The sequence below is a fragment of the Chania multitudinisentens RB-25 genome (assembly GCF_000520015.2).
GTDB classification, from domain to species: Bacteria; Pseudomonadota; Gammaproteobacteria; order Enterobacterales; family Enterobacteriaceae; genus Chania; species Chania multitudinisentens.
Window position 1 is genome coordinate 4034058 of sequence record NZ_CP007044.2, and the last position, 15989, is coordinate 4050046.

The window sequence follows — 15989 nt, forward strand, 5'->3', positions numbered from 1 at the left end:
TTACTGCTAACGAGCTGGCTTGGTTAGAACCAGGCTCAAGTTTTCTTGGTTACGGCCATACTCGGCCGGGTTGTATGTGTACGGGATCTCGGGAGAGATATGGCAAAGAAGAGCGATTTTTTCCGGCGTAGTTTTGCGCCAGGTGAACACTGTTGGCCGTTCAACACTGAACGCCTTCGCGATCTCACTGTCACTCCCATACTTGTCTTTAAGGATTTGATACAGCGTTCTGCCTGTTTTGGTCATAGGCACCTCCAAACTCGAAATGTAAGTTATTCTACATTTTATAGCAAGAAAATTGACGTCATGAAACTAACGTTAGTTTTCCGTATCGTGGTTGCATGAAAACATTAGGTGAACGCTTTAGATGGCGACGTGAGCAGCTTGGACTGACTCAAGAGGATGCTGTAAAAGAGATCAATCGCTTGCTCCAGGGCGAGCGAAAGCTTACGCGCGTAACGATCAGCAACATTGAAAACGGTAGCCAGGAAAGCATGAAAGACAAGGTGCTCTTGGCTGTGATCCAAGTCCTTAAATGCTCCCCTGAGTGGCTTATTAATAACCGTGGGCCAGTTGAGCCTTCAGCTCAGGCCGCTTTGCACAGCGCAAGTGTAAAAGAAGTGAGGATGGTGCCGCTTATAAACTGGGATGATGCTGTTAATGCACCAAATATTCCTGCTGCCTCTTTGGTGGGAAAGGAGATGCTTGCATGCCCAATAAAGTGTGATCCATTAACATTTGCATTAAAGATCACAGGGGAAACAATGCTGCCGAAATTTGAACCAGGCGATATTATTTTCGTGAATTTCAATTTTGATGCATCAGACATTTCCAATGGATTGTTTGTCATAGCTTTATCACCAACAAAAGATGAAGCTTCATTAAAACAGTACCAATTGATTGATAACAAGGAGTTCCTTAAATCAATTAATCCAGATCACCCTAGCGACATGAGATTTTTGAAAATGGGAGATGGTTACAAGATTCTAGGGGTGGTTTTTTATCAAATTAAACCAGTTTAGAGGTTAAAAATGTCCATCAATGGAAGAAAATTCACACCAGAAGAGCAACAAGAAATTGCTGATGCTATTGAAAGGAATAAGGAAGACTCTCTCCGCGAGAATAATAATTTTGGAATGGTTTTCGGCGTAGTCTGGATACTTACAGCTATCCTGTTGGCAAAGACAACCGAACTTGGGCTTGTGATTTCAGGTGTTATAGGTATGACAGTTGGCTGGTTCGTCGCATCAAGGCTTAAGTAATTTCTTTGAAAAGTTTTAATAATCAAGGTAAAAACATATGCTTTTAAGATCCTCAGAAACTGATACAGATAACAATAGTAACTTCTTAGTAAAACTATCTCTCGGAAAGTATGGTGTAACAAGAACGTATTTTCATTTGGTTTTTGCACTTATATTCTGTATTGCTGTAACGTTTTTTTCAAAATTCGCACAATGGAATGCCCTAGGAATAGCCATAGCTGTATTTAGTTATGGAGTTTATATAACGAATGTTGGGCTTGGCTTATGGCGAGCATCTCGAACAATAAAGCAAGAAATACTTAGTTTTTTTACTAAGGTCATCGCTGCCCTATCTGCTGTTGCTGGTGTCATGGCAATTTTCAACGCAATAAACCTGCTATTCACTTACCTTTAACACCTACTCATCTCCCCCCCTATCACCACAACTTTTTGTTGATTTTTCTACATTAAAATCAGCCTCATACTAAAAATTGTAGAAAAACCTACATTTCTCTCTTGACGGTTTACGTAGAAAAACTTACATTCAAAGCATCCCATCTGGGACTGCTCTTTAACAAACAGGATAGCGACAGCAACATAAGCGCCACCAGGCGCGCGTCGCGGTGCAACTCGGTTGGATGATAGACCGCCGATCACTAAGCCTGTTTTGTTCAACCTTTCACATTGAGGATCAACCCATGAAGAACTAACGCGGACAGACCGCAGCCAGCAATGGCAATGCCTTTTTAACAGAGGCCCCGAATCCTATTAGGAGCCCGATTAATCGCCGTTACGGTTGGGTTACAAAATGAAGCGATTCCGGTAAAGCAGCAGGACGGCCAGACCTGCACCGGTTATAAGCGGCTATATGCGACAGCGACCAAGGGCATGGCGCCGCCACTGCGAGAGTGTGGCCCAAAGGGCAGTTGGCTTTGAGATGTGGTGAATGCGCAGGCTGATGCGCGGGGTTCGCGCCCTGATGGTTACTGGAGAAGACAGGCTGTAAGACAAGTCGCGTAAATACCCGGTAAGCCGTAGTAACCAATAAAGCAGGTGAAAATCATAAGCATATCCCTCTTCGGAGGTGGCGACTAACACCTGAATAGACAAGCCTGAGATCAGCACCGGCCACCACATCACCAAAACCTGCTGCAGGTGCAATATACAACACCAGCGGAACGGCTCGATCCATTGCTATATGCACCTCCTTTTGATGAGGCTGCTGAAGCATAAAGGGCACCGGAAGGCGTAACTGGTCGATTGGCACCCGTAAGGTGCCCATCTTGTAAGTTGCTTTAAAAAAGGATGCAAATAGTATGCAAAGACACCTTTGTCAATTGATTTATAGCGACAATGCTCGTCGCATGGATACGCTGAATCAACACATTGCCCTAATCAAGGCAAGCATAAAATCTATGGGGATCAGTGAGTCAGATAAAGATTCGGTGATCAAGCATCTGGGTGAGACTGTTTTACCCAAGAAAAACATTTCCGTTTATCTAAACCATATCTACCCAATGGGCTCTGACCAAGCCTTTAAACAGTTAAGGACTGACCAATGACAATGATTAAAGCCAAAGCAAAATCGGCAAAACGCCGCCGCGCCCAGGAGCAACTGGAACGCATCAAGCTCAGCAGCGAACGCATTGAAAAATCCATTCTAGTGCTCACCCGCTGTAAAGCGATGCCGGACATGCCAGCACCGCCGAAACCGCGCAAGCGTGCTGTGAAAGAAGATGAATTACTGGCACCGGGGCAACTCAGCGCTGCGGCCCGCCAGAAAATGCGCGGATGCAGCCGGATACCGCGCGGCATAATCTAAGCCCCCTCCCAACTGAACACCAAGAAGCCGCAGCTGACGCTGTGGCTTTTTTTTCGTCTAATTTTTAGCGCATGACGCTAATCGAGATCGAGGATGGAAGAGAAAAAACAGAAGTTAATCAGACTTTTAGAGGTTCTCGAAATTACTGGTTATAAAAAAGCTTGGATTTATCGAATGATAGGTTTGGGTAAATTCCCTGAGCCGGTAAAAATTGGACCCCGCTATGTAGCCTGGATCGCCGAGGATATTGATCGTTGGGTATCACAAAACAATAAAAACCTCTCAGAGCGAGGCTTTTACCTAGAGCAGCAACCGATAGATAGTGAGGTAGAGATGACGCCATCAACACTGCCTAATAAGTTATGGCGGGCAGCATCAGAAGTTAAGAGTTTCGTAGAGAAGTTCCCTGACGGGGTGATTTTAGCGGATGTAAAAAGCAAGGTTGAGGCTTATAAGGCTCTCAACCGAAAAGAGCAATATGCCCTCATGGACTTCCTTCAAGCGAGAGAAAGCATCTTAATGCTTGAATGTCGTCCACTTTCAGCAAAACACCCAATAATAATGCTTCGACACAAACGCTTCGGGTACCCAAAGACCATTCCTGGGTACGAATTTCCGCTATGTCCATTACCAAAAATAGCACTTAACAACCAACCATCCCCCAATGATACCAAGCCAAAGGAGCAAGTTATGGCTCAGGAGATAAAAGCAACACCAGAGTTACTCCGTAAGCAAGCCGAAGAGTTACTGAAAGCTGCAGAGAAAGCTGAAAAGCAGGCCAGTGAAAGCGACTTGTTCAATAAAAAACTTGCTCCTGTGAAATTGGAGGTATTACAAGCAGTAGGTGCGATTCAGCGAAAATTCGATGAAATGATGGATTGCATGAGCACCCTTGAAAAAGTAGCGGCAAAGCTCAAGGAATTATCTGCATAAGCCATCCTTCTGAGCCTTAATCTTGTGCGCATTGGTAAGCAATGCACCTCGTTTACTAGTTGAAGATTTGAGCTCGCCCGTTTTGGCGAGGTCAAAAATCAGACGACAACCTGAACCAGTGCGCAGCCGATTAAACCATCACAGCCTCGCCTTGCGGGGCTTTTTTTATGTCTGGAGAATGCTGAATGCGAGTAGATAACGAGGTTTTAAATGTGCTTAGCGCCGCTGAGTGCATCGGTAATCAACTGAAACTTACCGGGCAGCTTGATCGCTCCCTTTACACCAGAACCAACAAGGTACTGGAAGCCGCTGGCGGAAAGTGGAACCGCAAGGCCCAAGCGCATATTTTTGAGGCCGAAGCAGCAGAGCGGATCGAGCAGATCATTCTGACTGGTGATGTTGTGGTGCCAAAGGATGATTTCGAGTTCTTCCCCACCCCGGATAACGTGACCCGCCACGTCATTCACTTCGCTGACATTCAAGACGGAATGAGGGTGCTTGAACCAAGTGCCGGGCGTGGTGCTCTTGCTCTTGCCGCCAAAGCTGCCGCAGCCAACGTCATTATCGATATGTACGAACTGATGCCAGCAAATAACGGCTATTTACATACTTTAAACATCTCGCTTAGTGGAATTGCAGGCCCTGTCGATTTCCTAACCGTGGTACCAAACCCTATTTATGACCGTGTAGTCATGAACCCGCCGTTCAGCCGCCAGGCGGATATCAAGCATGTAAACCACGCCATGAAGTTCCTCAAGCCTGGCGGCAAGTTAGTTTCTGTCATGTCCTCGTCGGTCACGTTCCGTAGCAACAAACTGACTGAGGATTTCCGCGAAACGGTTAAGAGCAAAGGCGGCTGGATTGAAGAACTACCGGAGGGCTCTTTCAAGCCATCCGGCACAATGGTGAACACCGTGATTGTGGTGATACCCAATTAAGGAGGCTGTATGTTCATAGCCGGATTTGCATGCGGCGCGGTCGTTGGTTGCTGTGTTGCAATCGTAACACTCGCTCTATGTATCGCAACTAAAACGGAGTACTGACTTATGGGAGATGTAGGCGATTATTTTCGCGATATCAAAGAATTCCGGAAAGAAGGCCGACGCCGGGCCAGAAATGGTGCTTATGAAAGGATTAGCGCCTTTTTCAAGAAGAACGGCATTGAGTTCGAAGAGGGCAACAACACCCTTATTTTCCGTACCCCACAAGGAACTGTGGTTTATTACCCGCCAAGCAAAAAAATGCAGCATAAGACCGCTTGGAAAGAGTGCAGCCCAACGTACTGCATGAATTACGTGAAAAAGTTACGGGAGCCAACTCCATAAGGTGACCTATGAGCAAATACTGTGAAGATTGTGGCTGCAAGGTGTACTCAGGCCGCTGTAGCAACTGCCACGAAGCGTCTTTTATCTATCACGAGCAGTACATGAATCCCGACTATCTGGGTAATGGTCAGCAACTGACCCCGCCCGATGAAAATAGCGACTTCATGCGAAAAGTGAGAGAACAAGACGCTTCACTGCGAAGATAAGAAAGCCCTGCCCCGCCCTCATTGCCCCGTTCATCGGGGCTTTTTTTTATCCAAAAACCAACAGAAAGGAAAACACCATGACCGTAAATATCGCTATGGAAGCTGTTAACTCTTCCCAGATCCACAGCATCGGCCACGACGCGGCTACCAACACCCTGGCAATTCGCTTTAAGCAGCGCGGCGAACCGGCTGCGCTGTACCACTACCAGAACGTCACCGCTGATGATTTTGCTGCGTTCAAAGGTGCGGAATCGATCGGCTCTCACTTCGGCAGATGCTTCAAAGCCGACACTGAGCGCTTCCCGTTCCAGCGCATCAATGAGGAAAAAACCGAAGAGTAACAGCGTGCTTTCACCATGCGTCAGCCTGCTGGCGCATGAGCAAGTTCACTGATTGGAGGTATGTATGAACGAGTACAACTATCAGCGGATGGTTGAGGAAATTACTGAGGAGTATGAGCGCACCTTGCCTGCGGATCCTGACGAGCGGGAATTGCTTGCCGATCGTGTGGAGAATCGGCGCAAAGACTTGCGCATTTCTGCCCTCAAAAACCTGATCATCAAGCACTGCTCAACACCCGGCCTGGACAATCGCTATCTCATGGCACTTATGGAAACACCCGATGTGGAGGAATACCTGCAGTCGGTCAAAACCGAAATCCTCACCCGCATCGCCAAAGCAGAACGCGCCATGGAGCTGGATGCCGCACGTGATCCAGAACCGCACGAAATTCACTAACCCCATAAACGAGAAAAGCCCCGCAAGCGGGGCTATCCCGATACGCGGCGACCAAACCGCGAATCTTTAAGGACTGGCCAATGACCAATAAAGGCCATAAGCAAGTTGACCGGGGAACCACCCCCGATCTCTGAGGAGAATATCATGCCTACTCACACCGTCCAACATATCCAGTATCTGCACCGGATCGGCAGCCACAATATTCACCAGTTCAAGCGCCGCCGCCATCCACTCAAAACCTGCGCCATTGCTTTCGGCGTTGCTTGTTTCGCTATCCGTAACTCTTTGAGGACTGACCAATGAGTAATGCAGTTGCAACCCTACCGGCTGCCATCATTTCCATGGGCATTGATGAGCCTACCTGGAACGCGTTGAAAAACAGCATCTACCCCGGCGCTCGCGATGATTCCGTTGTTATGGCCGTGAGTTACTGCAAGGCGCGTCAACTGGATCCGCTGATGAAGCCCGTTCACCTGGTACCCATGAGCGTTAAGGATGCTCTCACGAACAGCTATGAAATGCGTGATGTCGTCATGCCAGGTATCGGCTTGTATCGTATTCAAGCAGACCGTTCTGGCAACCATGCAGGGGATAAAGAGCCTGAGTTTGGGCCTGATGTGACCAAAACGCTTGGAGAGGTAGAAATCACCTTCCCTGAGTGGTGTCAGTACACCGTACTAAAAGAACGGCCTGACGGTTCAATTTCTGAGTATCACGCGAAGGAATACTGGCTAGAAAACTATGCCACAGCTGGAAAAAACACCCAGGCACCTAACGCGATGTGGAGAAAACGCCCCTACGGACAATTAGCGAAATGCGCAGAAGCTCAGGCATTGCGCAAAGCCTGGCCTGAGGTCGGGCAGCAGCCTACAGCTGAAGAAATGGAAGGTAAATCGCTGGATATCAGCGACGTCAGGGATGTTACACCCCCCAAGGAAACCCAGACGCCGCTGACGCCGCCACATTACCCAAGTGACAAATTCAACACAAACCTGGAAGGCTGGGAAAAGATGATCGCATCTGGCAGCAAAAAAGCCGAAGCAGTGATCGCCACCGTCAGCACCAAGTTTACCCTCTCCGAAGAACAGAAAGAAATTATCCGCAAATTGGAGCCTATCGATGCAAATCATTAATGTCCAACAGGGAACCCCTGAGTGGCACGCTGTACGTGCCAAACATTTCACCGCCAGCGAAGCACCGGTCATGATGGCGGCTTCCAGCAAAATGCGCCGTGACGACCTGCTCAAGATGAGGGCAATCGGCACTGAGCGCGAAATCAGCGATTGGGTTCAAACCAACCTGTTCGATAAAGGCCACAAGCAAGAGTCCATGGCGCGTACTATCGTAGAGAGCATGATCGGTGATGACCTCTACCCTACTACTGCTATTGATGACACCGGCCACATGCTGGCGTCGTTCGATGGCATGACCATGGCTGAAGATACGCTCTTTGAGCACAAAATGTGGAGCGCTGCGCTGGCGGAAGCTGTTCGTCAGAAAGACCTCTCGCCAGAGTATTACTGGCAACTTGAACAGCAGTTACTGGTCAGCAGGGCGCGGCGTGTCATTTTTGTCTGCTCAGATGGTACCGAAGAAAACTTCGTCTGGATGGAATACACGCCGGTTGCTGGTCGAGTGGAATCGCTGATTTCCGGATGGAGCCAGTTCGCACAGGATCTGGAAAATTACACGCTACCCGATATCAAAGAACTGCCTGCAGCAAAAGGCATCATGCGCCTGCCAGCGCTGATGGTGGAAATTGAGGGTGTGGTTAAACAGTCAAACTTGACTGTATACCAGGGGCAAGCGTTGGCGTTTATTGAGTCCATCAATACCAACCTCTCAACTGATCAGGACTTTGCCGATGCGGAAGAAACGGTGAAGTTCTGTGAGAAGGCAGAAAGTGAACTCGACCTGATCAAGAAGCAGGCATTATCCCAGACAGAGCAGATTGATACCCTCTTTCGCACTATCGACACGTTACGTGAAGCGATGCGCAGGAAACGCCTGGATTTAACCAGGCTTGTGCAGTCTCGCAAGGATGAGATACGCGCTGACATTATCAGCAAGGCAAAAACTGCACTGAATGAGCATATCAGCGCGCTTAACGTTCAGTTGGGAAGCGTGCGGCTTCCTGCAATTGCTGCTGATTTTGCCGCTGCAATTAAGGGCAAGAAAACAGTTACCTCGCTGCAAGGCTCAGCCAACGATGAACTGGCGCGGGCCAAGATTGAAGCAAACCAGCTTTGTGAGAGGTATCAAGCAAACCTGAAGCTGTTTGATGATATCGAACCGGCCTACAAAAACCTGTTTGCCGACATCAGCCAGATCATTGGCAATGATCACGAGCACCTGAAATTGCTGATCGGCCAGCGGATCGGTGAACAGAAAAAGTTGGAGGAAGAGCGTAAAGAAAAAGAGCGTCTGGCGGCGGAACAACATGTGACTGAACAGCCCAAAGTTGCCGCCCCGGAACAGCATCAACCGTTGCATTCGCCTGACACCTTCAGTTACCCCAAACAGTTGGGCGGTTCTACGCTAACTCCACCGGTAGTGAATGAAAAAACCTTGAGCATCAAGGAAGTCATTAACGATGTAAAAGCCGACCTTGCCGCCGAAGGTATCAAAATCAGCGCTACCGCTTTGGAAAAACTGATCCCGGCAATCATTGCCGGTCGCATCCGCCACATTACAGCCAACGTTTAACCCCTCTGCCTGCACCAGTAGGTACGTAGAAGGAGTTCCTATGAGTACCACCCCCTCAACCGTTGCCAGCGTGTTGGAATTATCCCTGCGCCCCGTTCGGGCGCAACTCGATCTTGCCATTGAACAAACCACAGGGACTGCGCAGCGCTCGGTTGAGAGTGCTACCGCCCTTCTCGACCAAGCTCAGGGACTCTGTATTGAGCAGTACAACACTGAGGTTGATGAGTTCAATACTGTTGTTGACCGCTGCCAGGCGCTGGAGTCGGAAATCACTACCACCAAACTGCTGATCACCAACTTGCAGGAACAGCTTGAGGAACAGACCGTTGTCGCCAAAGAGGCCAATGCCAACACCGAGATCAGCCGCGCCCGGATCAAGCAGCTATCCAGCGATAACAGAATACTGGCTGAAGAGTTAAACCGCCTGAAGTCACTTAACCCGGAGGACATGAAAAAGCAGATCGTCAGACTGAAAGACGATCTCAAATTCAAAGTGCAGTTGCTCAACCAGCAGAAAAAAGAAATGCGTATCGCACGCAGTGAAGCTGCTGATGCCAAAACATCACTGGCGCAGGCCGCGCACCGAAACTCAGTGCTGGAAGATACCGTTATCGAACTGCAATCGCGGTTGCAGAACATCGATGGTGACGTAGATCCGATCTGGTACCGGGCAGCCGACGGCAGCGGCATCCATTTTTACTTTTATACGTTCGGCTGGCGCTTATCGTTTGGTTCCGATGACCGTGATGTGCAACTGCAGATCCTGCAAGACATTGATTGGCACATTGAGGTTCGCACAAATACCGGGATCGGCGTGATTGTCTCGGTAACCGAATGGTGCCGACCGCGGTACCCAACGCTGGATCTGTTCAAACAGGCATGGCCAGAGGAATTAGGTTCCGCCATCAGCGTGAAAATTAACGAGCTGCTGGAGCGTAGCCATCCCCATTTAGTCCGGCGCACTGAATGGGCCGAGAGTACGCCACTGGGTAGCCTGACGCAGTTGAAACCGCAATGGCTCGATCTGCTGAATGCCTCCGGCATGCACTCGCTTTACGGCGTCGTTAGCCTCACCCCTGAAGAACTCTCCAGCACAGTAAAAGGCTTCGGCATTGCCACCGCGCGCCAGGTGCATGCCGCATGCATGAACGTGGTGAAGGATTGGGAAACAGAACAGAAACAAAAGGCGGCCTGATATGGACGATGAACTGATTTACGGTAAGCCGTACAAGCCGGAAGATGATTTTTGCTGCCACATCAAGCCAATTATCTACACGATGCGTACCCGCGCGTCGATCCGCTCCGGTGAACCCTACAGGCCAATGCCGAAGCCGATTTATACCGGTACCGGCAAGCCACCAGCCAAGCGTCGCGTTGATTCGGTAAATGTCGGCAGCCGGCAGCGCTATTCATCCAACATCATGCTGTGTGTTTACCAGTTTCACCGAGCTGGCCACAGCGAGCAGACCATTGCCAGCGATACCGGTATCCCAGTAACCGACATCCGAAAAATGCTGGAGCACAAAACCCAAACGCAGCGTAAAGCCTGGATGCTGGCCCACCAACTGCGGATCCCGTCCAATCAGGAAATCTTTAGCCGCCTGCTGCGGGAAATCTGAAACCAAACTGCAATAAGGACTGACCAATGACCGACCAAAATAATAACCAACAGCCAGAATTAACCCTCTCCGCCCTACTTACTCAGCGTTGCGTGAATTTCTCTACCAGCGATAAGGCCGTCGAAATCATCGATCAAGGCATTGAAAAGATGTTCAAAGACCTGGTGAGTGATGCATTCCGATCATATGGCGATTTCGGCAAATTGCTGAATGAAGCGTTTAAAGCTGCACTGCCTACCAACATTTCTGAAGTTGTCGATTTGGCTGGCTATAACTCACTGGTTATCAACTCAGTACGCGAACAATGGGCCAACTCCGGTATTCAGAGCGATATGCAACAACGCGTTCTGGATCTGGTGAAAGAATTCACCACCGACGAAGCAATTCCCAAATTCATCATGGCCTCCGATTTGTGGAGGGCATTCATTGAGGAAAACAGTGAGCTTGCTGCCGAAGAGCAATGGGAGCGCCCTCAGGTTATGTATAACGATAGTGACTGTGTCGATGGTTATTTTTCCGTTGGCCTTCATGCGGCATCGGAAGATGGCTACCGCTCCAAAGTCGAAAGCGCACATCGCTGCGACGTTTATCTTGCTTTTTCCCCTAAAAAAGATCGTGTAGGCCGTACTGAACAGCCCATTACCCACGAAGGTCACCCTGTTTACGATCTTTATCACGGTCATGTTGATGGTGGTGTACTGGGTAAGAAGCTCAGTAAGGCATATAGCCACTTCGATAAGTTGATCGCAGCTCTTTACTACGGCGGCAGTTTCTTAGTGATGGATCAAATTCCAGACGCTTACGAAATGACCTACCCCCATTACGACGACTAAGGGGATTGTATGTCTCAGGAACTGGCTCTTAAGTTTAGCTCGGCACCCATAGACCAGTTGCTGAGCATACTTCCACCAGAAGAGGTTGTGGATATCATTCGCGAGCGCTTGCGCGTGCAATTAGCAATTGAAATCAAAGACGATTTTCAAAGCCGCATATATGAGGCAGAAGAGGAGGCAAGCGAAAACTACGATTCCATGGAAACCTTCAAGCTCTCATGGGAAGAGGCTAAGCCAATGCTTGAACAAGCATTGGAAGAACACAACCCATATGAAAATTGAGCATGGCCGTCGGGAAGTCTGGCAGCACGCGGCGGAAGCCAATATGCAGGATGTAATAAAGAAGATCGCTGCCATCTTCGATATCGACGACATTGCCATTTTCACCCCCGGCAAGCTGACCTACCTCAAGAACAAGCCCGTCAAGTACAAACGCATTCGCCCTTTCGAGGCGGATGTTTATTTGGATCCAGCAACTGGCGAATTACTCGCTAAGAAGGAATGATGAAATCCTATAAGTTTGACCAGATATCAATTATTACCGCTATCACCAACGAACTGAGCCGCCAGCACCCCGGACTACCAGCAGATCACCGCATAAATACTGTTATCGCCGCTGCAAACAACATCGTTGCTGAATACGGCCGCGAGCCGATGATGGCTGCGCAAAACATGGGGTTAACAGCTTGGATCAATGGCGATGATACCGGAGCCAGTAGCCTGTATATGGCTTATTCTTTGGCGAAAGTTGATAGTAATTTTCCTGAATGGCCTCTACAGACTCCAAGACCTGCCTATCCGCGAGATGTCGATGACCTTGGCCGATGTATCCGCCTTATTGAAGCCGTTCCAGGATTCGGCGGGCGGATCCCTGAGATGGCGCATAAGGGAGCCCACTGGATGTCGGTAACGTCAAATTGGGCCGATTGGGTAGCGATGTATCAGTCAGGCGATCTTGATCGTCTTGATGCCGCCATGGAAGAGGCTTTTGCCAAGGCTGGTGCGCGATGAGTTACTTCAAAATCTCGACACCCGAAGCAATCGCTGCGTGGGAAGGCTTATGGCAAAAAGATGCCGACCTGCGCAAAGAAGGCCAATCATTCGCGGATCTATTCAGCGGTAAAGCAGTCTTCATTAACGATCTGACCAGAGTCAGCTTCTACGGCGTGCGTTTCGACGGCACGCCATACGGATCTGCTGCGCTTTGGACACAACCCAATGAGAGAAAAGGCTATGCCTGCTGGCCGAAAGCAAAAGCGCCGCGCGGTATGAACGAAGAGCACAAGGCGCTTATTGAGTTATGGAGGGGGCAAGAGCCAATAGTTGCGTTAGATAAAACCGTGTTCTATCCAGCGATTGGCCTTGAATGGGGCATCCTGTTTCTCACCGGCCTCGGCATGTTCCGTCGTGGTAACACGATCTATTTTGAAACTGGAGCAACGCCAAAACCAGAGATCGGAGCCATTGAGATACTAGGCAGTGAGTTCAAGGCTGCAAAACAATCTAGTGAAGCTCCTAAGGAGAAATCATGATGATAACTGGCTGGATAGTGCTCTATTTGTTCATGGCCGGATATATGTTCTACCTCCTGTGGCTTGATGAGAAAGAAATCCCTGAGGAACACGCGTACATACGCTGCAACCTGCTTGGTCTGCTTCTTCTGGCAATCGTGTGGCCTGCAACGTGCATTCTTTATCTCATTGCCTACATCTATGACCGCATCGTTGATGAAGATGCTTAGGAGAATCATTGAACATTAAATTTACGCCAGTACCCGCCGAAAAATGGCCGATCAATCAGCATGACTCAACGCGTGAAGCGGTATACATCAACCATGAGTTTCTCGTTCAGGTGTTTGCGGAAGCAAACGGCATTAAGCGTTTAACCATTAACCTCACTGCTTTGGGTGCTGGTATGCGCTGGAAAGACGGCATTTCTTGGGATGCCCTACAGGTTATCAAGGATGCTCTTGGTTTTTCCGATCAGGATGCTGTTGAGCTTTATCCAGCCCAAGCAGACATCGTGAATGTCGCGAACATGCGCCATCTTTGGGTACTACCTGAAAAAGTTAACTTCGGCTGGCGCCACAAACAGCAATAACCCCTTCCCCCGATTGTATAAAAATATTCAGCTCAAAAGGAGAATACCGTGTTCGGTCTATTCCTCTACGTTTGTTTCACCTACCAGCCCTGCCAGTATGAACCCCAAGGCTGGGTTTACCCCGATCAAGCGAACTGCCAGGCAGACATTCGCGAGCAGAAATTGCCGCCGCAGTACAAATGCCTACCAGTAGAGGCCATTTTGCCAGCATCAAAGATCTAAAACAGGAGGCGCTTACTTATTGGCAACCCTGTGAAACAGAATTACTTCGGAAATATGTTGCCGGTATACCGCCCCGCGACATAGCTGAAAAGCTCGGCATCAAAGTTATTTCCCTCGGTAATTTCATCTACTGAGCCCGCCGCCCGGCGGGTAAGGACGATCATGAAAGTACATCCCATTTTGTTTAATGGCGATATGGTTCGCGCGATCATTGACGGTCGCAAAACACAAACGCGGCGGGTTATGAAGGTTCAACCATCCGCCAATTTTTCCCCCATGAATATGGCCCTTGAACTTGATTACACCGCGCGCTGGTACACGCCGGGCGTAGTGGACAAAAACGGCTACCTACAACCGGCCAAGAAACAGATTTTTGGTGTGGCTGATGAAGATGAGGGTTATTCGTGCCCACTCGGTGCCGTTGGTGATCGACTGTGGGTGAGGGAAGCCTGGCAGGTGATCCATAGCGAATATGACGAGGATGAAATTACATATGCGCCGGAAATACCGAAGCAGCAGGATAACTACTGGCATCCCATCTATGAGGTGGATTTTAAGGGGGAGAGTCGAGAGGAGCGTGGTTTTCCATGGCGGCCATCACTACACATGCCACGCTGGGTATCTCGCCTCCTGTTGGAAATCACCGCTGTTCGAGTCGAACGACTTCAAGATATTAGTGAAGAAGATGCAAAAGCCGAAGGTGCTGCGCCATCAACCCGCGCAATAACGCCCCCAGAAGCCATTTATCGAGTCGGATTTTTGAATTTATGGTGGTCGATCTATGGCGAGGAGAGTTGGCAGGCTAATCCGTGGTGCTGGGTTATTGAATTTAAATTAGTGGAGAAAACACAGTGAACAATAAAAAAATCATCCTGCGCGACTCTGACGAGGCAGCCAGCATAAAAACCGTCACCGGCTGGGTTTCTTCAACCGGCCAATTTTTTGGTGATAACGAGGATTTGGCCCGCTTTGCTGGCGCGACACACACTAAGTGCAAAAATAACCCAAATCATCCTATCTACGATATTCACAGCTACTGTGAAGCCTGCCACGCAGAGAAGCGCCAGGCAGTTTTTGCGGCCATGGAACGCCGGGAATGGGATGGTGATGAGCCGTTGGTTATTTTCGATACCGACACCTATTTCTTTGACATCGATTCTCTCACTGATTACTGCGAAGAAAACGATGTGAACGCTACCGATTTACAGTTGGTCATCTGCAAACCCAACCACCCTCGTCAAATTGATGGCATTGACCATTTCATTGATGATCTGCCCGAAGATGGTGAGTTGCCTGGTGACCTTGAAGCAGCCTTCGATTTGTTGAACGAAGTGATCCGCGAAAGTGGCCCGCTGTCGTGGTCGCAGGGGGAAATTACAGCAGTCATCACTCCAGAATGCTTGGAGATTCGTAATGGCTGAAAATGGCATCAAACACCCAGCCATCCGATACCACGGTGGCAAGTTCCGGCTGGCGTCCTGGATCATTAGCCACTTCCCCCCCCATCGCTGCTATGTCGAGCCCTTCGGTGGCGCAGCATCTGTTTTGTTGAAGAAAGAGCGTAGCGACGCGGAGGTTTACAACGATCTCGATGATGAGGTTGTTAACCTGTTCCGCGTTCTGCGCGATCCGGAACAGAGTGAAAAGCTTATCCAGGCCTGCGCATTAACGCCCTATTCCCGAACTGAGTTCGCTAGTTCCTACGAACCAACTGATGATCCTGTCGAGCGCGGTCGCCGGTTGATTGTTCGCGCAACAATGGGATTCGGCAGCGCAGGGGCCACCAAGGGCCGCACTGGTTTCCGTCTGGATACCAAGCGCAATTCTGCAACAGCGCAAAAAATCTGGAGCCGCGCCCCGGATAACTTGATCGCCGTCGCCAACCGGTTCGCCAGCGTGCTTGTTGAACATCGGGATGCAGTTACCTGCATGCAGGATCACGATACCAAAAGCACCCTGCACTTTGTCGATCCACCGTACCTCCATGATACCCGCGTAATGGCAAACGCCTATTACCGGCATGAGATGGACAATGGTCAGCATATGCAGCTGCTTGAGGCAGTCAAGAAATTACAGGGGATGGTAATCATCTGCGGATACGACTCTTCACTATACAACGACATGCTGACTGGCTGGCGCAAAGAAACCAGAACCACAGCAGCAAACGGTAAATCAGGCTCGGTGCAACGCACCGAATGCCTATGGATCAATCCCAACTGCCAGAAGATGGCAGCCAGCAAATAG

The 15989-nt window shown here is 49.4% G+C and carries 26 protein-coding genes; 25 read left to right on the forward strand and 1 reads right to left on the reverse strand.

Annotation, left to right across the window (positions count from 1 at the left end; all coding sequences use genetic code 11):
* Nucleotides 1-6: 6 nt before the first annotated feature.
* Nucleotides 7-246 carry a hypothetical protein gene (locus Z042_RS17750; protein WP_024910276.1) on the reverse strand — a complete coding sequence of 80 codons (240 nt, stop codon included), beginning with the start codon at nucleotides 244-246 and terminating at the stop codon, nucleotides 7-9.
* Nucleotides 247-341: 95 nt separating this feature from the next.
* Here Z042_RS17750 and Z042_RS17755 point away from each other — a divergent pair, with 95 nt between their 5' ends.
* From Z042_RS17755 to Z042_RS17875, 25 genes are all read left to right on the forward strand, one after another.
* Nucleotides 342-1022, forward strand: a complete 681-nt coding sequence (locus Z042_RS17755; protein WP_024910275.1) for a S24 family peptidase — start codon at nucleotides 342-344, stop codon at nucleotides 1020-1022.
* A 9-nt stretch (nucleotides 1023-1031) separates the two neighbouring features.
* Complete coding sequence (locus tag Z042_RS17760) at nucleotides 1032-1262, forward strand: hypothetical protein (RefSeq protein WP_024910274.1); 231 nt, start codon at nucleotides 1032-1034, stop codon at nucleotides 1260-1262.
* Between the two features lie 37 nt (nucleotides 1263-1299).
* A complete protein-coding gene (locus Z042_RS17765) occupies nucleotides 1300-1656 on the forward strand; it encodes a hypothetical protein (RefSeq protein WP_024910273.1) in 357 nt (118 codons plus the stop codon).
* Nucleotides 1657-2557: 901 nt separating this feature from the next.
* On the forward strand, nucleotides 2558-2803 hold the full coding sequence (locus tag Z042_RS17770) for a hypothetical protein (protein WP_024910272.1): 246 nt from the start codon (nucleotides 2558-2560) through the stop codon (nucleotides 2801-2803).
* Entirely contained in the window at nucleotides 2800-3063 is a 264-nt protein-coding gene (locus Z042_RS17775; RefSeq protein ID WP_024910271.1) for a hypothetical protein, read from the forward strand. Before Z042_RS17770 ends, Z042_RS17775 begins: the two co-directional genes overlap by 4 nt.
* A gap of 93 nt (nucleotides 3064-3156) precedes the next feature.
* Nucleotides 3157-3996 (forward strand): helix-turn-helix transcriptional regulator, encoded by an 840-nt coding sequence (locus Z042_RS26910; RefSeq protein ID WP_417903508.1) that lies wholly within the window; start codon nucleotides 3157-3159, stop codon nucleotides 3994-3996.
* Nucleotides 3997-4181: 185 nt separating this feature from the next.
* Entirely contained in the window at nucleotides 4182-4934 is a 753-nt protein-coding gene (locus Z042_RS17790) for a methyltransferase (protein ID WP_024910270.1), read from the forward strand.
* A gap of 108 nt (nucleotides 4935-5042) precedes the next feature.
* On the forward strand, nucleotides 5043-5321 hold the full coding sequence (locus Z042_RS17795; RefSeq protein WP_024910269.1) for a hypothetical protein: 279 nt from the start codon (nucleotides 5043-5045) through the stop codon (nucleotides 5319-5321).
* Between the two features lie 283 nt (nucleotides 5322-5604).
* On the forward strand, nucleotides 5605-5868 hold the full coding sequence (locus Z042_RS17800) for a KTSC domain-containing protein (protein WP_024910268.1): 264 nt from the start codon (nucleotides 5605-5607) through the stop codon (nucleotides 5866-5868).
* 64 nt (nucleotides 5869-5932) lie between these two features.
* Nucleotides 5933-6265 (forward strand): hypothetical protein, encoded by a 333-nt coding sequence (locus tag Z042_RS17805; protein ID WP_024910267.1) that lies wholly within the window; start codon nucleotides 5933-5935, stop codon nucleotides 6263-6265.
* 144 nt (nucleotides 6266-6409) lie between these two features.
* Nucleotides 6410-6568, forward strand: a complete 159-nt coding sequence (locus Z042_RS26130) for a hypothetical protein (RefSeq protein ID WP_154666990.1) — start codon at nucleotides 6410-6412, stop codon at nucleotides 6566-6568.
* On the forward strand, nucleotides 6565-7398 hold the full coding sequence (bet, locus tag Z042_RS17810) for a phage recombination protein Bet (protein ID WP_024910266.1): 834 nt from the start codon (nucleotides 6565-6567) through the stop codon (nucleotides 7396-7398). The genes Z042_RS26130 and bet overlap by 4 nt, the downstream gene beginning before the upstream one ends.
* Nucleotides 7385-8971 (forward strand): YqaJ viral recombinase family nuclease, encoded by a 1587-nt coding sequence (locus Z042_RS17815; RefSeq protein WP_024910265.1) that lies wholly within the window; start codon nucleotides 7385-7387, stop codon nucleotides 8969-8971. Before bet ends, Z042_RS17815 begins: the two co-directional genes overlap by 14 nt.
* 40 nt (nucleotides 8972-9011) lie before the next feature.
* Nucleotides 9012-10166 carry a hypothetical protein gene (locus Z042_RS17820; protein WP_024910264.1) on the forward strand — a complete coding sequence of 385 codons (1155 nt, stop codon included), beginning with the start codon at nucleotides 9012-9014 and terminating at the stop codon, nucleotides 10164-10166.
* A 1-nt stretch (nucleotide 10167) separates the two neighbouring features.
* Nucleotides 10168-10590, forward strand: coding sequence for a hypothetical protein (locus Z042_RS17825; RefSeq protein ID WP_024910263.1), 423 nt, complete (start codon nucleotides 10168-10170; stop codon nucleotides 10588-10590).
* Nucleotides 10591-10616: 26 nt separating this feature from the next.
* Nucleotides 10617-11423, forward strand: a complete 807-nt coding sequence (locus tag Z042_RS25730) for a hypothetical protein (protein WP_024910262.1) — start codon at nucleotides 10617-10619, stop codon at nucleotides 11421-11423.
* A gap of 9 nt (nucleotides 11424-11432) precedes the next feature.
* Complete coding sequence (locus tag Z042_RS17835) at nucleotides 11433-11705, forward strand: hypothetical protein (protein ID WP_024910261.1); 273 nt, start codon at nucleotides 11433-11435, stop codon at nucleotides 11703-11705.
* Nucleotides 11695-11928: a hypothetical protein gene (locus Z042_RS17840; protein ID WP_024910260.1), complete on the forward strand. Its 234-nt coding sequence runs from the start codon at nucleotides 11695-11697 to the stop codon at nucleotides 11926-11928. Before Z042_RS17835 ends, Z042_RS17840 begins: the two co-directional genes overlap by 11 nt.
* On the forward strand, nucleotides 11925-12434 hold the full coding sequence (locus tag Z042_RS17845) for a hypothetical protein (protein ID WP_154666991.1): 510 nt from the start codon (nucleotides 11925-11927) through the stop codon (nucleotides 12432-12434). Before Z042_RS17840 ends, Z042_RS17845 begins: the two co-directional genes overlap by 4 nt.
* Nucleotides 12431-12955 carry a hypothetical protein gene (locus Z042_RS17850; RefSeq protein WP_024910258.1) on the forward strand — a complete coding sequence of 175 codons (525 nt, stop codon included), beginning with the start codon at nucleotides 12431-12433 and terminating at the stop codon, nucleotides 12953-12955. The genes Z042_RS17845 and Z042_RS17850 overlap by 4 nt, the downstream gene beginning before the upstream one ends.
* Nucleotides 12952-13164, forward strand: a complete 213-nt coding sequence (locus Z042_RS17855; protein WP_024910257.1) for a hypothetical protein — start codon at nucleotides 12952-12954, stop codon at nucleotides 13162-13164. The genes Z042_RS17850 and Z042_RS17855 overlap by 4 nt, the downstream gene beginning before the upstream one ends.
* An 8-nt stretch (nucleotides 13165-13172) precedes the next feature.
* Nucleotides 13173-13523: a DUF7694 domain-containing protein gene (locus Z042_RS17860; protein ID WP_154666992.1), complete on the forward strand. Its 351-nt coding sequence runs from the start codon at nucleotides 13173-13175 to the stop codon at nucleotides 13521-13523.
* 384 nt (nucleotides 13524-13907) lie between these two features.
* On the forward strand, nucleotides 13908-14600 hold the full coding sequence (locus tag Z042_RS17865; protein WP_024910255.1) for an ASCH domain-containing protein: 693 nt from the start codon (nucleotides 13908-13910) through the stop codon (nucleotides 14598-14600).
* Nucleotides 14597-15166: a glycosyltransferase family protein gene (locus Z042_RS17870; RefSeq protein ID WP_024910254.1), complete on the forward strand. Its 570-nt coding sequence runs from the start codon at nucleotides 14597-14599 to the stop codon at nucleotides 15164-15166. The genes Z042_RS17865 and Z042_RS17870 overlap by 4 nt, the downstream gene beginning before the upstream one ends.
* Nucleotides 15159-15989, forward strand: a complete 831-nt coding sequence (locus tag Z042_RS17875; protein WP_024910253.1) for a DNA adenine methylase — start codon at nucleotides 15159-15161, stop codon at nucleotides 15987-15989. The genes Z042_RS17870 and Z042_RS17875 overlap by 8 nt, the downstream gene beginning before the upstream one ends.

Excerpts from the sequence above, each read along its gene's own strand:
- Z042_RS26910 (WP_417903508.1), top strand. The coding sequence starts at position 3,157 with ATGGAAGAGAAAAAACAGAAGTTAATCAGACTTTTAGAGGTTCTCGAA.
- Z042_RS17775 (WP_024910271.1), top strand. The coding sequence starts at position 2,800 with ATGACAATGATTAAAGCCAAAGCAAAATCGGCAAAACGCCGCCGCGCC.
- Z042_RS17750 (WP_024910276.1), bottom strand. The coding sequence starts at position 246 with ATGACCAAAACAGGCAGAACGCTGTATCAAATCCTTAAAGACAAGTAT.
- Z042_RS17815 (WP_024910265.1), top strand. The coding sequence starts at position 7,385 with ATGCAAATCATTAATGTCCAACAGGGAACCCCTGAGTGGCACGCTGTA.
- bet (WP_024910266.1), top strand. The coding sequence starts at position 6,565 with ATGAGTAATGCAGTTGCAACCCTACCGGCTGCCATCATTTCCATGGGC.
- Z042_RS17820 (WP_024910264.1), top strand. The coding sequence starts at position 9,012 with ATGAGTACCACCCCCTCAACCGTTGCCAGCGTGTTGGAATTATCCCTG.
- Z042_RS17790 (WP_024910270.1), top strand. The coding sequence starts at position 4,182 with ATGCGAGTAGATAACGAGGTTTTAAATGTGCTTAGCGCCGCTGAGTGC.
- Z042_RS17845 (WP_154666991.1), top strand. The coding sequence starts at position 11,925 with ATGATGAAATCCTATAAGTTTGACCAGATATCAATTATTACCGCTATC.
- Z042_RS17755 (WP_024910275.1), top strand. The coding sequence starts at position 342 with ATGAAAACATTAGGTGAACGCTTTAGATGGCGACGTGAGCAGCTTGGA.
- Z042_RS17840 (WP_024910260.1), top strand. The coding sequence starts at position 11,695 with ATGAAAATTGAGCATGGCCGTCGGGAAGTCTGGCAGCACGCGGCGGAA.
- Z042_RS17800 (WP_024910268.1), top strand. The coding sequence starts at position 5,605 with ATGACCGTAAATATCGCTATGGAAGCTGTTAACTCTTCCCAGATCCAC.
- Z042_RS17850 (WP_024910258.1), top strand. The coding sequence starts at position 12,431 with ATGAGTTACTTCAAAATCTCGACACCCGAAGCAATCGCTGCGTGGGAA.
- Z042_RS25730 (WP_024910262.1), top strand. The coding sequence starts at position 10,617 with ATGACCGACCAAAATAATAACCAACAGCCAGAATTAACCCTCTCCGCC.
- Z042_RS17875 (WP_024910253.1), top strand. The coding sequence starts at position 15,159 with ATGGCTGAAAATGGCATCAAACACCCAGCCATCCGATACCACGGTGGC.
- Z042_RS17855 (WP_024910257.1), top strand. The coding sequence starts at position 12,952 with ATGATGATAACTGGCTGGATAGTGCTCTATTTGTTCATGGCCGGATAT.
- Z042_RS17760 (WP_024910274.1), top strand. The coding sequence starts at position 1,032 with ATGTCCATCAATGGAAGAAAATTCACACCAGAAGAGCAACAAGAAATT.
- Z042_RS17835 (WP_024910261.1), top strand. The coding sequence starts at position 11,433 with ATGTCTCAGGAACTGGCTCTTAAGTTTAGCTCGGCACCCATAGACCAG.
- Z042_RS17765 (WP_024910273.1), top strand. The coding sequence starts at position 1,300 with ATGCTTTTAAGATCCTCAGAAACTGATACAGATAACAATAGTAACTTC.
- Z042_RS17770 (WP_024910272.1), top strand. The coding sequence starts at position 2,558 with ATGCAAAGACACCTTTGTCAATTGATTTATAGCGACAATGCTCGTCGC.
- Z042_RS17825 (WP_024910263.1), top strand. The coding sequence starts at position 10,168 with ATGGACGATGAACTGATTTACGGTAAGCCGTACAAGCCGGAAGATGAT.
- Z042_RS26130 (WP_154666990.1), top strand. The coding sequence starts at position 6,410 with ATGCCTACTCACACCGTCCAACATATCCAGTATCTGCACCGGATCGGC.
- Z042_RS17795 (WP_024910269.1), top strand. The coding sequence starts at position 5,043 with ATGGGAGATGTAGGCGATTATTTTCGCGATATCAAAGAATTCCGGAAA.
- Z042_RS17865 (WP_024910255.1), top strand. The coding sequence starts at position 13,908 with ATGAAAGTACATCCCATTTTGTTTAATGGCGATATGGTTCGCGCGATC.
- Z042_RS17805 (WP_024910267.1), top strand. The coding sequence starts at position 5,933 with ATGAACGAGTACAACTATCAGCGGATGGTTGAGGAAATTACTGAGGAG.